Annotated in this window: 13 protein-coding genes; all 13 read right to left on the bottom strand. The window is 44.7% G+C overall.

Annotation, left to right across the window (positions count from 1 at the left end; translation table 11 throughout):
- Nucleotides 1-5: 5 nt before the first annotated feature.
- The 13 genes from fliI to BSR11_RS08155 all read right to left on the bottom strand — a co-directional run bounded on the left by fliI (nucleotide 6) and on the right by BSR11_RS08155 (nucleotide 14,071).
- On the bottom strand, nucleotides 6-1,328 hold the full coding sequence (gene fliI, locus BSR11_RS08095; RefSeq protein ID WP_072669907.1) for a flagellar protein export ATPase FliI: 1,323 nt from the start codon (nucleotides 1,326-1,328) through the stop codon (nucleotides 6-8).
- Nucleotides 1,328-2,131 carry a flagellar assembly protein FliH gene (fliH, locus tag BSR11_RS08100; protein WP_072669908.1) on the bottom strand — a complete coding sequence of 268 codons (804 nt, stop codon included), beginning with the start codon at nucleotides 2,129-2,131 and terminating at the stop codon, nucleotides 1,328-1,330. The genes fliI and fliH overlap by 1 nt, the downstream gene beginning before the upstream one ends.
- An 85-nt stretch (nucleotides 2,132-2,216) precedes the next feature.
- The gene (fliG, locus tag BSR11_RS08105; RefSeq protein ID WP_072669909.1) at nucleotides 2,217-3,260 is read right to left on the bottom strand and encodes a flagellar motor switch protein FliG; all 1,044 of its coding nucleotides are present in this window, start codon (nucleotides 3,258-3,260) and stop codon (nucleotides 2,217-2,219) included.
- Complete coding sequence (fliF, locus tag BSR11_RS08110) at nucleotides 3,253-4,995, bottom strand: flagellar basal-body MS-ring/collar protein FliF (RefSeq protein WP_072669910.1); 1,743 nt, start codon at nucleotides 4,993-4,995, stop codon at nucleotides 3,253-3,255. Before fliF ends, fliG begins: the two co-directional genes overlap by 8 nt.
- Nucleotides 4,996-5,011: 16 nt before the next feature.
- Nucleotides 5,012-5,323 (bottom strand): flagellar hook-basal body complex protein FliE, encoded by a 312-nt coding sequence (gene fliE / locus BSR11_RS08115; protein WP_072669911.1) that lies wholly within the window; start codon nucleotides 5,321-5,323, stop codon nucleotides 5,012-5,014.
- Nucleotides 5,324-5,398: 75 nt separating this feature from the next.
- On the bottom strand, nucleotides 5,399-6,808 hold the full coding sequence (locus BSR11_RS08120) for a sigma-54-dependent transcriptional regulator (RefSeq protein WP_072669912.1): 1,410 nt from the start codon (nucleotides 6,806-6,808) through the stop codon (nucleotides 5,399-5,401).
- A 2-nt stretch (nucleotides 6,809-6,810) separates the two neighbouring features.
- On the bottom strand, nucleotides 6,811-7,863 hold the full coding sequence (locus BSR11_RS08125) for a sensor histidine kinase (protein WP_072669913.1): 1,053 nt from the start codon (nucleotides 7,861-7,863) through the stop codon (nucleotides 6,811-6,813).
- Nucleotides 7,864-7,984: 121 nt separating this feature from the next.
- Nucleotides 7,985-9,451 (bottom strand): sigma-54 dependent transcriptional regulator, encoded by a 1,467-nt coding sequence (locus BSR11_RS08130; protein ID WP_072669914.1) that lies wholly within the window; start codon nucleotides 9,449-9,451, stop codon nucleotides 7,985-7,987.
- 231 nt (nucleotides 9,452-9,682) lie between these two features.
- Nucleotides 9,683-10,093, bottom strand: a complete 411-nt coding sequence (fliS, locus tag BSR11_RS08135) for a flagellar export chaperone FliS (RefSeq protein ID WP_072669915.1) — start codon at nucleotides 10,091-10,093, stop codon at nucleotides 9,683-9,685.
- An 11-nt stretch (nucleotides 10,094-10,104) separates the two neighbouring features.
- Nucleotides 10,105-10,410 (bottom strand): flagellar protein FliT, encoded by a 306-nt coding sequence (locus tag BSR11_RS08140; protein ID WP_072670064.1) that lies wholly within the window; start codon nucleotides 10,408-10,410, stop codon nucleotides 10,105-10,107.
- A 4-nt stretch (nucleotides 10,411-10,414) separates the two neighbouring features.
- Nucleotides 10,415-12,379 carry a flagellar filament capping protein FliD gene (gene fliD / locus BSR11_RS08145; RefSeq protein WP_072669916.1) on the bottom strand — a complete coding sequence of 655 codons (1,965 nt, stop codon included), beginning with the start codon at nucleotides 12,377-12,379 and terminating at the stop codon, nucleotides 10,415-10,417.
- Between the two features lie 21 nt (nucleotides 12,380-12,400).
- Complete coding sequence (gene flaG / locus BSR11_RS08150; RefSeq protein WP_072669917.1) at nucleotides 12,401-12,859, bottom strand: flagellar protein FlaG; 459 nt, start codon at nucleotides 12,857-12,859, stop codon at nucleotides 12,401-12,403.
- A gap of 81 nt (nucleotides 12,860-12,940) precedes the next feature.
- Nucleotides 12,941-14,071, bottom strand: a complete 1,131-nt coding sequence (locus BSR11_RS08155) for a flagellin (RefSeq protein WP_072669918.1) — start codon at nucleotides 14,069-14,071, stop codon at nucleotides 12,941-12,943.
- Between the last annotated feature and the right edge of the window lie 130 nt (nucleotides 14,072-14,201).

Genomic DNA, 14,201 nt, shown 5'->3' on the forward strand with positions numbered 1-14,201 from the left:
CAAGACTACTCCATGCTTAAGACATTTTTTAACATGCCAATACACATCTCATAAGGCACCGATTCTTTCATTTCTTGCTGAAGATATTGATCCAACCTTGGTTTAAGAGTAAATGCGCTATCAATCGCCTTATCGGTGCCAGGCTTATAAGCACCAATCGAGACTAGATCTTGATTTTTACGGCAAATCGATAAAATTTGTCTTACCGCTCGAGACATAAGCATATGCTCATCCGTCGTGATCTGTGGCATTACCCGACTGACGGATTTCTCAACGTCAATCGCTGGATAATGGCCAGCATCAGCCATTTCTCTTGAAAGAACAATATGACCATCCAAAATGGCGCGCGACGCGTCTGCAATCGGATCTTGTAAATCATCGCCTTCCGTTAATACGGTAAAAAAAGCGGTAATAGAGCCTTGGTTCGGACCGCCATTGCCCGCCCGTTCAACCAATGCCGGTAATTTAGCAAAGACCGAGGGTGGATAGCCTTTAGTCGCCGGAGGCTCGCCTACCGACAGTGCGATCTCCCGTTGTGCTTGAGCAAAGCGAGTTAAGGAGTCCATCAATAACAGAACATCCAATCCTTGATCGCGAAAATATTCAGCAATAGCCAGTGCGGTTTGACAGCCTTTTAGTCGCATCAATGGTGAGGAGTCTGCGGGTGCTGCGACCACAACCGCACGTTGACGACCGTCCACACCTAGTATTTCCTCAATAAATTCTTTTACTTCTCGACCACGTTCACCAATTAATCCCACGACGACCACTTGTGCAGTCGTACCACGAGTCATCATCCCTAAGGTGACGGATTTACCAACGCCTGAGCCAGCAAATAGACCGATACGCTGCCCTTTACCAACCGTTAATAGGCCGTTGATCGCTTTAATACCAACATCTAACGGCTCAGAAATTGGCTTACGTAATAACGGATTTATCGGTTGGGCATTGAACGTTGCTTGTTGATCCGTATAGATAGGCCCAAGTCCGTCCAAGGGGTTACCGATCCCGTCAATCACTCGACCTAGCAACTCCATGCCGACGGCCAAACCCGCCTCTTCCGTCAAAGGTGTTACTTTTGCGCCAGGCAAAATACCACTCACCTGCTCACTGGGCATCAAAAACAGACTGTCACCAGAAAACCCAACCACTTCCGCTTCCATTTGACCAGACATAGTATCAACTTTGCACAAGCTACCAATTGGTGCTCGGCACCCCGTCGCCTCTAGAGTAAGCCCAACCACACGGACAAGCTTACCTGATGCAACCGGTCTCGTTGTTAAACCTTGTGTTTTGTACTGCGCTAATCGCTCGGCCAATGACAGCATTACTCGTGTCCTACTTGATGACGATTAGTACCGCAAAAACGTTGTAATACGCTACGAATGCGTTCTTCCATACGGTAACTGACACTCGACTCACCAGCTTCAATTTGTACATCACCACGATTTAAGGCGGGTTCACTACTGAGTGTCCATTGGCGTGAACTTAACTCAGACTCACCATAGGCATTTTTAACTAATTCATGATCTTCAGGATGGAGTTTTAAGTGAATAGCATGCCCAGCAATAGGAAGCGCTTCGACCGATTCTTTGACTGTATCTAAAATGACTTGTGGGTTGGTTTGCACTTCTACATGTACCACTTCTTTGACTAAGGTCAATACCATGTCGACGAGCTGTTTTTCAACTTGTGCGTTCATTAATTGTAACGGTTGGGCAAACTGATCCGCCAATTCAATCAAAACATTCACTTGCTCTTGAATGGCCTGCTGACCAGCTTCGAGCCCTTCGAGCTTACCGGTTTGTAATCCTTCTTGATGACCAACCTCAAAACCACCCTGTTTACCCAGCTCAAATCCTTGTTGATAACCTTCCGCTTTGCCTTGCTCAATTCCTTCTTGATACGCGGAGCGCTTGATTAACTCAATTTCTTCATCGGTTAAAGTTTGAGGAACCTCTGGTTCAGGATCATCAAAACTTGGCATCCAAGCGGGATCATAATTCATTGCCGTTTCTTTGGCTTTCTTTCCCAGCTCCGCACCATAATCGGGTAATCCCCACTTTTTGGGTGACTCAGTATTACCATCCGAGCCTAAACGGATAAAACCGCGCTTTCTTTGTCCAGTCATGAAGCATCCTATCGCGAACTAAAAAGACCGCGAGTTCATTAAGAAAGACATTGAGGACAGAAGTCGTCAACAACCGTACAATTAATCACAAGAATTCGTCAGCGCCACCAGACAGCATTAACTCACCACTGTCTGCCATTTTACGAGCAATCGCCAAGATTTCTTTCTGTGCCGCTTCAACATCGGATACTTTGATCGGTGCCATCGCTTCCAAATCATCTTTCATCAGTTCAGCCGCACGCTTAGACATGTTCTTGAAGATTTTATCTCGCAATGTTTCATCTGCACCTTTGAGCGCTTTCAGCAATACATCCTGTGGCACATCTCTGAGTAGTTTTTGGATACCTTGATCATCCACTTCAACTAAGTTTTCAAACACGAACATCAAGTCTTCAATCTGCGTCGCAAGATCTTCATCGAGTTCACGCATTTGCTCCATAGCGATACTTTCAATGCTGTTATCCAAATAGTTCATAATATCGGCCGCCGCTTTCAAGCCACCAATTTTTGCCGCTTGTGCACCAGCCTGACCAGCAAACTGCTTCTCCATAATTTCATTCAGCTCAGCTAAAGCTGATGGTTGCACTTCTTCAAGATGAGCAATACGCATTAATAATTGGAGTCGATCTCGCTCAGAAAATTGAGCCAGAATTTCGGCTGATTGATCCGGTTCAAGGTAAGACAGGACGATAGTTTGAATTTGTGGGTGCTCATTGACAATAATCGTCGCTACTTGTCTTGGATCCATCCATTTAAGTGAATCTAATCCTTTCGAACCCGTGCCTAAGAGAATCTGATCGACCAAGTTATTCGCTTTATCTTCACCCAACGCTGCGATTAGCGCATTACGCATAAAGTCTTCACTGCCCATACCAATATTGGTGTATTTCTGAATGTCTTCCAGAAATGCACGATGCACAGCGCTAACTTTATCTTGACTAAGATCTTTCGCCTTGGCCATCGCACTACCCACTCGCTGAACTTGCTTAGGTTCTAAGTGACGAATAATTCCAGCCGCATCATCTTCATTGAGGCTCAGCAATAAAATAGCAGCGCGCTCTTCACCAGGAATGGTTGAAATATCAATTCCCTGTTCAGAACCGTCTTTTTTGACTATCTCGTTAGGCATTTTGCATCCAATTCTTCACTACTTGAGCCGCAAGTTCAGGCTCGTTAGCCACAAGAGCACGTACTGCTTTGAGCACATCCTCATCCTTATGCAGATTAGGCAAATCAATCCCCGAGCCAAACTCGAAGAGATCTCCCCCTTCAATATCACTGCCAATTAGGCTGGTTTCACCATCAGCCCCAATGGGTAAACCATCAGGTCCATACAATTGATCCTCATCATCAACCGCTGGATTAAGCAGTTTCTTCATCGCAGGGCGAACCAAGACCAAAACAATCACGATGATGACCAGTGCACTGGCTAACCAACGAACCCAATCATTAAAGTGTGGGTTTTCCCAAATAGGGATATCAATCAGCGCATCACTCTCTGGCTCGGCAAACTGCATGCTGAGCACTTTAAGCAAATCGCCACGACTTTCATTAAAGCCAACAGTGCCAATCAATAGAGTTCGAATCGCACTGATTTCATTTTCGCTTAATGGTTGATAAGTCACTTGCCCAGTATCTGGATTAACTACTGCACGATTTTTGATCGCTACCGCTACCGTCTGGCGATTAATCACACCCGTTTGACGCCGCTCATGGCTGATCGTCGTGTCGAGCTCAAAATTGCGTGTGGCTTCACGATGGACAGAGCCTCGTCCTAAAATAGAGCCATCTTTCATTTGGGCAATATCTTGTGGAATGGAGGCATCAGCAGGAGGTTGGTTACTCAACGCGCCAGGAATTCCCGCCACCACATTACCGTTATTATAGTCTTCTAAGGTGTATTCACTGCGCGTGGCTGGAGTATTGGGGTCAAATACTTTACGCGTTTGCTCAATCGCACTGAAATCCAACTCGATATCAACTTGGGCGGTGTAATTGCCTAAACCTAAAATAGGGATTAAGACTGAATCAATTTTATTACGTAAATTTTCTTCTTGGCGACGCTCAAGCTCTTGCTCTTTGCGGCGAGCCGTTGCGATTGGGTCTTGTGAACCTGAGCTGAGTAGCCGTCCGTGTTGGTCGGTCACCGTCACCCGAGTCGGGCGCATACCAGGAACTGCACTGGCAACCATATCAACAATCGAGTCAACCTCTTCTTGTTTTAAGTTCATCCCTGTGCGTAGAGTTAATGATACTGAGGCAGAAGCTTCTTGATTGTGACGTACAAAGACGCTTTGTTGCGGTAAAGCAAGTAAGACTCGAGCACGGTTGACTTGACGCATCTCTTCAATCGCTTTGGCTAATTGCCGCTCACGACTGAGTTTTAGTCTTTCTTGTTCAAGACGCTGCGATACGCCAAACCCCATGTCTTGTAATAAAATATCATCGCCTGCATGACGAGTTTGATTCAACCCTGAACGAACCATATTGAGTCGAATACTATTGAAATCTTTGCTGGGTACTAAAATCGTATTGCCATCTAATCGATAGTTCTGTTTTTGCTGATCGAGATAATCCAAGACGGGGATCAGCTCTTCAGTTTCAAAAGCACCCAACGGACGCATTTCCGGCTCTTTAACCCAGAAAAACAACATCACGATTAATGAGACACAAATAGAGATAGATAGAACAAGCACAATTTGGCGTAAGAGATCTAAATCGCCCATGGCAAAATCAAGCTTAGAAGTACTTTTTTCTTCTAAATCAGGATTCTGCAAGCCATCATCTAAGCTCATTGAGGTCGAAAGCGCCTGCTCTCCACCAGAAGATATTGCCAGATCGGTTGTTTGTTTGTCTTCAGCCACAGTTTACATCCTATGGTTATACTGGCATGTTCATCAGCTCTTTGTACGCATCAACGAGCTTATTACGTACCTGAATGGTCGCTTCAAACGCCACACTCGATTTATTACGAGCAATCATCACATCAGATAAAGACACACCTTCATCTCCGCGATCAAAGCGTGTCTGTAGGTGACTTGATGATTGCTGTAACCCATTAACCGTATTGATGGCTTGAGTCAGCATTTGGCTAAAATCAGCGCCAACTTTTTGTCCAGTTGCCGCCGGACGAGCATTAGCTGCTTCCGCCATCATTGCTTGCATCTCGTTGTTTAAGCCATCTAATCTCATCACAGCCTCTCAATGCCAATTCTTTGACTATTTCATTCATATTGAGTAAATGAGCAATTAATATGCCACGTCAATTTACCCAGGAATATCAATCCCTGCATCACGCATTTTCGCTAGTTTATAACGTAATGTTCGCGGGCTAATACCCAACTTCTCTGCCATCTCTTTACGTCGACCATGACATTCAACTAACGTTTCCATAATAATGGTAAACTCTTGGTCCCGTAACTCATCACCCAATCCGACAGGACTCGATGGAGTCGGATTACTCGGTAAACTTTGCGCAACAGGCTTAATTTGTGGGCTGGAAATCTCATCTTGCTCGACCAACTGTTGTAAACCTGACGCATCTTGCCAATCAAGTCCCTCGAGCAGAATATGCTGTTGAGTAATATCTGCCTGCTCACTTAAAATTAACGCTCGCTGAATCACATTATCCAGTTCACGGACATTACCTGGCCATGTGTATTGATGAAGCTTTTCCATTGCAGCAGAGGAAATCGTCGGCACTGGTAAACCGAGTTTTTTACAATGGCGCTCGACAAGATGAGTCGCCAACGGTGCAATATCGCCTTTTCGCTCACATAATGCTGGCCAAGTGATTGGAAACACATTCAAACGATAATATAAGTCTTCGCGAAATTTATTTTCTTTCACGTAGTTTTTTAAATCTCGGTTACTGGTCGCAAGAACTCGTACATCGAGTTGAATACTTTTCCGACTGCCCAGCCTCTCAACTTCTCGCTCTTGGAGGACCCTAAGCAATTTAGCCTGTAGATTCAAATCCATCTCACTGATTTCATCCAATAAGATGGTGCCACCTTGAGCTTGTTCAAATTTACCGGGGCAGGCTTGCACTGCTCCAGTAAACGCCCCTTTTTCATAACCAAATAACGTTGCTTCCAACATATTATCAGGAATAGCAGCGCAGTTAATGGCAATAAACGGCCCATCTTTACGCGGAGAAGCATTATGGATATAACGCGACATCACTTCTTTGCCTGAACCACTTGGGCCAAGGACCATCACGTTAGCGTCGGTTCTCGCTACTTTTTCTGCGAGTGCCAGTAATTTTATGCTTTTTTCATCCGCCACCACGGCATCACCGTCATCATCGGACTTTACTGGTGCATAGCGACTGACCATATTAAGCAGCACTTCGGGAGCAAAGGGCTTCGCCATGTAGTCGATTGCCCCTTCTTTCATCGCTGCTACCGCATCTTCAATATTGGCGTAGGCCGTCATTAATAGCACCGGAACATTTGGCCAGTGCTGTTTAATATTGCGCAGCAGTGCTAATCCACCCATTCCGGCCATCTGCACATCAGAGACGACGATATCAACCGGATGTGTTTTCAGTTTAATGAGAGCATCCTCAGCACAATCAGCTTCTAACCATTCATATCCGGCTAAGGCCAAAGTGTCCACTAAGGCTTCACGGAGTCCCTCATCATCTTCAACGATTAAGACTTTACTTTGCGCCATGATCATTCTCCATTATCTGGTTGAGGTGAGGGGGATTGACGTTCAATCGGAAGACACAGAGTGAAACAAGCGCCTTCACCGAGCTGCGACAGCAATTCTAGTCGTCCATCATGAGCACGGCAGACCATTTGCACCACGGCCAGTCCAAGCCCTGTACCTTGTGAACGAGTTGTAAAAAAAGGCTCCATAATTTTATGGTGCAGCTCAGGCGCGATACCGGGCCCGTTATCTTGTACTGATATTTTCAACTCATCATTAACGACACGAAAGAAAACATCAATTTGCGCCCCTTTACCAATAATCTGAATGGCATTCATGACTAAATTACTGATAGCAGAAGCCAATGCGTTGGCATTACCTAATAGTACGGTATCTTCTTGCTCAACCTGTAAATCATAATCGATTTGATTATTTTTTAACGCCGTTTCAATCATAGGTGAGAACTCTGCCACCAATTCAGCCACAGAAAAGGGTTGGATGACTCGATTATCGCCCCCCTTGGCAAACAGCAACATGTCGTTTACTTGCTTTTCTAAATCGTGTAATCGATCAATCAGTTTAGATTGGAATCGTTCGCGAGTAGCACTCGGTAAATTCGCTGCAGCTAAATTAGAAGCATAGAGCATGGCACTCGATAATGGCGTTCTCACTTGATGGGCTAACGATGCGACCATCCGTCCCAAAGACGATAAACGCTGTAAATCACCAATTCGAGATTGTAATAAGCGAGTTTCAGTTAAATCGGTGATCAGGATAAGTTGACCAGTGGTTGACGCAGAAATGGCTAAACGAACTTTTCGACCATTACGTAACGAGATTTCATGACCGTCATCCTCACGGGGAGCAAAAGCTACTTGAATCACGCTGTACCATTTTTCGCCAAGTAACGGAACTTGTAATAAGCGTTGTGCCTCAGGGTTCGCTTCACGCACAATCCCTTGAGTATCCAATAAAATCACCCCCGCAGGCATCACATCGAGCACTTGTTTATAACGCTCAACCTGATCTTCTAAAGAGTCTAAATGTGACTGTTGTTTGTGTACGGGATCATTCATCGTCGAAATCTTGCCTTAATATACAACAATAGTCTGAAATGCAAAATGCAAGCCAGACTATTATTCAATAATTTCAATGCATTAACGATAGTCAATTTATTGACCACGCCAAAAACTCGCTTTAGCGCTGCATATTATACTTACGCATTTTCTCAACCAATGTCGTACGACGCATGCCTAACATATCTGCTGCACGAGCAACAATTCCACTGTGGGCATCAAGCGCTTGATTAATTAGACTTACTTCAAGATCAGCAAGCAGCTCTTTCAAATTCACCCCCTCCGGTGGTAATGACTTTGCGGCATCAAAATGACCATTGAGATCATTATGAGATTCGAAGGTAAAGTTTTCTGAAAAAATATCTTCTAATACGTCACGCTCTTGCTCTTCAACGGAGCTAAAACGACACGGTTCAGGCTGAAACTCTGGTATATCACTGTAGCGGTATTTCGTTGGTAAATGATTCACATCGACCAAACTATTAGGGTACAAAATCACCATTCGTTCAACCAAATTCGCTAATTCACGAACATTACCTGGCCAATCATGCTCCATCAATGAATTGATCGCTCGAGGGGTAAAACAAATTGGTGAGCCGCCTTCGGCTTCCATACGAGTCATCAGCTCTTGCAGTAACAAAGGAATATCTTCTTTACGATCCTTTAAGGCTGGCATCTCAATAGGAAAAACGTTTAAACGGTAATACAGATCTTCTCGAAAACGTTGTTCAGTGATCATGCTGTCCAAATCGCGATGAGTCGCTGCAATAATTCTCACATCTGCTTTAATAGTTGAATTGCCTCCTACTCGCTCAAAGCATCGCTCTTGCAATACTCGCAATAACTTAACCTGCATATTCGTTGGCATATCACCTATTTCATCGAGGAATAAGGTTCCGCCTTCAGCGAGCTCAAAACGTCCTTTACGTGAGGTGATCGCCCCAGTAAACGATCCCTTTTCATGACCAAACAGTTCGCTCTCTAATAATTCAGCAGGAATGGCTCCGCAGTTAATCGGCACAAAAGGACCTTTACGGCGCGAGGAATGGTAATGAATATTGCGCGCAACCACCTCTTTACCGGTACCGGATTCACCTAAGATCAACACATTCGCTTCCGTATTTGCCACTGGCTCAATCAAGTGACGGACATCTTGAATACCAAGACTCTGCCCGACTAAACTACGAAATAAAGCATTATTTCGTGAAGGTGCTGATAGTGCTATGCCTTTACGGCCTAAGAATTCTTTACAATGACGCAACGCATCGCTGAGTTGTGGGTAGTTAAGTGGAAACTCTAATTCACCAATAAATTGGGGGAAATATTCAACAGAAAAATGGTGTTGGTTTGCCACAAGTAACGGTATATGGTTAGCTTGACTCAACGCTTGTGTCAGCTCATCTGATAACAAAGGAGCGCTAATCGAGCCTAAAATACATCCCGCCCATGAAGTTGACCAATCAATCAACCGAGCTTGAGAAGAGTCAATAACCTCACATTGCTCCCCGACAAATTCTAATATTGTACGAAAACTTTGACGAATTTCAGGATCGTCTTCGATGACAAGTAGTTTTGCTAAACCTTGCATAGGTGAGAATATTTGCCTTAATTTAGGGACGTTGTGGTTGCACCATTACCAATCATTTACTCCTTTTGACTAAATTGTACAGTCAACAGTAGTAAACAATAGACAACGTGTGAAATTCAGCAACAAAAAAAGCCACTTGGCTAGTTAGTGGCTTCTATTCTATTTAATTAAAAAAATAAGGCAACCAAGCATTTAGTTGGTGTGATATCGGTTAAAAGTTTAAGATAAAACTTATATCCCTACATCACTTGCGGTCAAGTTATGATATTCAGTAGGGATTTGATCCCATGCAGACTTGATTTCACGCAGAATATCTATCACATCATCGAGTGGTTGCGGCTCGTTTTTGTGGTTCGCAGTAGTGATTTGCGTGATCATAAATTCATACAATTGATCAAGGTTTTTTGCAATATCCCCGCCATCGTCCATCGACAAACAGCCACGCAAACTAATAATGATGTCCAGAGCCTTGCCTAAACGCTCACCTTTAACAGGGATGTTGCCTTGCTGCATTGCCGCTTTTCCTTGAATCAAACGCTCTATGGCTCCGGCCATCAGCATCTGGACGATTTTATGCGGTGAGGCCGCACTGAGCTGGCTATCCACTGATACTTTTTTGTACGCCTGTAAAGAACCACGCATAGTCTTCCTCTTTATAAAAACTTTTTGTATTGTTGAAGCGATTTATTACCGTATCGATATTGACGTAATGAGTTACCAATCGATAGGGTTTTAGACTGCATCATTTCAACAAGATGTTGTGTCTCTTGGATCGCGCTCTGCCATTCATCGGACTGCGCAAACTGCGGATTATCTACGATATAACTCAGTAATACCGCTAACAGTTGTTCCCTATTATCGACCAAGCGATGAATTTCTTCAGTGTTAATGTCGTCAATAGTTAACTTTTCTTTTATTTGTTGATTAATATCAAATAACGCTTGTAGATCGGCCTGCATGCCATTAACCCAGTGCATTCATCATACCTGCAAGTTGAGACTGCATCTTACCTGTCGCATCCTGCATGGCTGCAAATTTCGCATGAGTTCGTTTTTCTAACCCATCCATACGGCGATCCAATGCATCTTGATCATTGACTAATCGACGATTCTGCTCAGTAATACTGTTCTCACGAGTTCTAATCGAGCCGGTCGCTCCGGTCAAACCTTGAATCGCCTCTTCGACTCGTCGAGCAAAGCCTTGATTACCACCAAAAAAATCACCCAGTTGATTAAAATTATTATTCAACTGGCGATTGAGCATAGCATAGTTAATCTCTAAGTTCCCTTGACGGGTGGTAGTAATCCCTAATTCCGTCAAACTTTTGAGCTGCTCAGGCCCTTGTTCAATTGGTGATGAAAAAACCGATTTAAGTCGTGAATCGGCACTACGAACAATGCTATCTCCAGCAAGCGGTCCAGCGCGGCCTGTCCTTGGATCGACAGCCGATAATTCTTTACTGATTTGATAAAATTGATTGTAAGCCGCAACGAATTGCTCAATGTCTTGACGAACACTATCCCTATCGTACTCTATGCCAATTTCTGCTGGCCGTTGATTGGCGTCATGTCGACCTTTAAGAGTAAGATTAACGCCATCGATAGCATTTTCAATTATGTTATTTTCACTGGATAATGTCGCGATCCCATCAAGTAGGACCAAAGAATCTTGCCCAGCTTGAACTTGGATCATCCCTTGATATTCATCAAAAGAGTGCTGCGCGGCTTTTAATTGAGCTTGAACTTGTTCCATCTTTTCAAAAACAGCAAGCTCTTCAGCAGATAACTTGGCTCTTTCAGCGGCTTTTGCCTCCTCCGGAGTCATATTGCCGCTTTTTATCGCTTCTTGTATTGCGGCTTGCTCTTGGGCAAGTTTGGCATCAATTTTGGCTTGGGCTTCTTTAGGCGTCACATAAGAATCAAGCAACGTGCCTGACGCGGTATTACTCCAACCAGGAATATCGGCGGCCTTTGCTAAGCCATTTTCATCGGGTTCCGGTTGAGGTTCAGAGTAAGAGTCAAGCAAGGTACCTGAGGCAGTTTCGGTCCAACCGGGAATGCGCTCCTCAGGTCTTAAATAACGATTAGCCTCTTCTGCAGCCTTTATGCCAGCACTTGAGACATCATCGAGCTCTTGTGTTGTTGAGACCACTTGCTCAGCTTGAGCCGCGAGCTCGCTATCCACAGCACGTGCGGCCGCACCAATTTTTTCAGCCACTTGTGCCGCGATTTCTTGCTGCTCAGCCGTCAAAGGAGCAATAATTTGTTGCGCTTCAGCTCGTGCTTTCTCTAAATCTTTAACCCTTTGCTCTAAAGTTTTATACTCCAAGCGTTTTAACGGATTACCAGACTCAGCTTGCGCTTGAATTGAAATTTGGTGTTTTTCACCCGATAAATTCGAAGCAATGATCAGCCGAGGCCCTTCGACATCATTGATGATCGACGCTCGCACACCGGGGTTATTTTTATGGCCATTAATCTCTCGTATCACATCTGTCAGCCGAGAATTATTAGCAACATCAACTGTAAATTGTCTTTTCCCGAGAGAAATTTGCAGCTTACCCTCACCAAATCTTGTGTCACTCGGTATAACCTCTGACGCAATTTTATGGCTTTGAGCAAGCTGCAACACATCGACTGAGTATCTCCCAGCAATCGCATCGGTTGAAGCGGTTGCAGAAACAATCTGGTCATCAGAAGTGTCAACTTTGCGCACAGCAAACGCTTTCTCTTGACGAAAGTTCGCCATGAGATTTCGCATGGTATCCAGTGATTCTCTGAGCCTGCCATAGGCACTAATACTGGCTTCATTATCATAGCGCTTATTATCAATGCTTTGCTGTTTTGGTATACGCTCAGCATCAACAATCGTCCTTACAACGCTATTGATATCAAAACCAGTGTTCATCCCCATTGGGCCTAAACTCATCCAATCACCTCAATCATACGATTACGCCTTAATCACCAGCAAGCCTGACTTTGGACTCTGCTCACGAGAGAGACGCCGTAATACTTCAAGCATTTCTTCTTCAGGGATCTGCCGAATAATGTCACCCGTAGAGGCTTCATAAATCGTCACAACATCCCGTCCGGATTCTTCATCAACCCGAAACGCCAAACCTTTATTGATCGAATTAACAAACTCGTCCATTTTCTCAATAACCACTGCGCGTTGCTGCTCGTTTATCCGCTCTCTTTCTTGAGATTGTTTAATCGCGGCTTGCAACGCTTGTTCTTGGTTGCGTTTTAGTTGTTCAGACACTTGCGCATTGACTTTTTCAGTCTTGCGCACCGAACGGTGACTCTCCTGCGAAGAAGCACTTACCACGCTGTCGTTTCCTGAAGCAAGTTTAGTGCCACTTTGCGAGCCGTAAGGCTGGATGTTCGATGTGTAGGATGGTACTTCCATAACAATCTCCCTTCCACCTTATAGGTAGCTTAATCGCTAATCGCGCTTTCAGCTACCCATGCTGCCCATTGCACCTGTCAGTTAACCTAACAGGCTAAGAGCTGCAGATGGTGACTGCTTCGCTTGAGCCAATACTGAGGTACTCGCTTGTTGCAAAATTTGCGCTTTAGTCATTGCCGTTGTTTCACGTGCGTAATCTGTATCTTGAATACGGCTGCGTGAGGCATTAACGTTTTCATTGGTATTCTCTAAGTTATTAATCGCATGAGAGAATCGGTTTTGAAAAGCACCTAATGAAGCTCGCTGGCTATCCACCGACTTCAGTGCGCCATCAAGAATAGCAATCGCTTCTTGTGAACCAGCAACAGTAGTGACATCAATGTTTTTAACGTTAACATCTTGTCCTGCGCCAAAACCGATTTCGGTAGCAAGATCGCCAGCTATCGTCACATCACCGGTTACTTTTTGCGAAGAGGCATACAACTGAAGCTTGCCATCTTCACCGACGGAAGCATTGATATCTTCACTTTGACCATTGATGTAAGTCGCGACCTCTTCAAGATCATCACCGACTTTAGCGTTAATAGTGATTTCTCGCGCTTCACCCTGTTTATCTGTGTAGTTAAGCGTGAGTTCTGTCGCAGTGGTGACTCTCCAATCTGGCGTTTGGCCTGTTTCTGCTCGATAAGCTCTTCCGCCCATCTCCGCAGTATCAGAACGCAAACTTCCCATGGTTAACAGTACCGCTTCCCCTGACTCAGCACCAATTTGGAAAGATTTACTACCAAAAGTGCCGTTCAGCAGCCGGTTACCACCAAAGGAGGTACTTTCCGCAATCCGGTTAAGCTCTTGGTTAAGGGCCGTAACTTCTTCTTGAATCGCCACACGCTCAGAGCGTGAGTTTGAACCATTAGAAGATTGCAGTGCGAGATCTCGCATACGCTGCAAAATATTGGTACTTTCGCCCATCGCACCTTCAGCGGTTTGAGCAATAGAGATCCCATCATTAGCATTGCGTACCGCGACATCAAGTCCACGGCTTTGCGAAGTCAATCGGTTTGAGATTTGTAGGCCTGCTGCATCATCACGAGCACTGTTAATACGATACCCCGATGATAGGCGTTCCATTGATTTTTGCACACCGTCAGCCGCACTGTTCAAGTGGCGTTGTGCGGTCATCGCCGACACATTGGTGTTTACGTTAATTGCCATAGTTTGATCTCCTTAGGCGGATAGTTGGCATACCTTCAAGTCTCTCACCTCTCGTCGGTATACCTCATTTCTCTCGTATCCTTTAACGGCCTAGATTCAATATCCTTTAGGGAAAGAGTAGACATTTTTT

The sequence above is a fragment of the Vibrio injensis genome (assembly GCF_001895205.1).
GTDB classification, from domain to species: Bacteria; Pseudomonadota; Gammaproteobacteria; order Enterobacterales; family Vibrionaceae; genus Vibrio; species Vibrio injensis.

What these genes read in the sequence shown, in the direction of transcription:
- fliD (WP_072669916.1), bottom strand. Translation starts at nt 12,379, where the DNA reads ATGAGTTTAGGCCCAATGGGGATGAACACTGGTTTTGATATCAATAGC.
- BSR11_RS08120 (WP_072669912.1), bottom strand. Translation starts at nt 6,808, where the DNA reads ATGGCGCAAAGTAAAGTCTTAATCGTTGAAGATGATGAGGGACTCCGT.
- BSR11_RS08125 (WP_072669913.1), bottom strand. Translation starts at nt 7,863, where the DNA reads ATGAATGATCCCGTACACAAACAACAGTCACATTTAGACTCTTTAGAA.
- fliS (WP_072669915.1), bottom strand. Translation starts at nt 10,093, where the DNA reads ATGCGTGGTTCTTTACAGGCGTACAAAAAAGTATCAGTGGATAGCCAG.
- BSR11_RS08130 (WP_072669914.1), bottom strand. Translation starts at nt 9,451, where the DNA reads ATGCAAGGTTTAGCAAAACTACTTGTCATCGAAGACGATCCTGAAATT.
- fliH (WP_072669908.1), bottom strand. Translation starts at nt 2,131, where the DNA reads ATGACTGGACAAAGAAAGCGCGGTTTTATCCGTTTAGGCTCGGATGGT.
- BSR11_RS08140 (WP_072670064.1), bottom strand. Translation starts at nt 10,410, where the DNA reads ATGCAGGCCGATCTACAAGCGTTATTTGATATTAATCAACAAATAAAA.
- BSR11_RS08155 (WP_072669918.1), bottom strand. Translation starts at nt 14,071, where the DNA reads ATGGCAATTAACGTAAACACCAATGTGTCGGCGATGACCGCACAACGC.
- fliI (WP_072669907.1), bottom strand. Translation starts at nt 1,328, where the DNA reads ATGCTGTCATTGGCCGAGCGATTAGCGCAGTACAAAACACAAGGTTTA.
- flaG (WP_072669917.1), bottom strand. Translation starts at nt 12,859, where the DNA reads ATGGAAGTACCATCCTACACATCGAACATCCAGCCTTACGGCTCGCAA.
- fliE (WP_072669911.1), bottom strand. Translation starts at nt 5,323, where the DNA reads ATGAGATTAGATGGCTTAAACAACGAGATGCAAGCAATGATGGCGGAA.
- fliG (WP_072669909.1), bottom strand. Translation starts at nt 3,260, where the DNA reads ATGCCTAACGAGATAGTCAAAAAAGACGGTTCTGAACAGGGAATTGAT.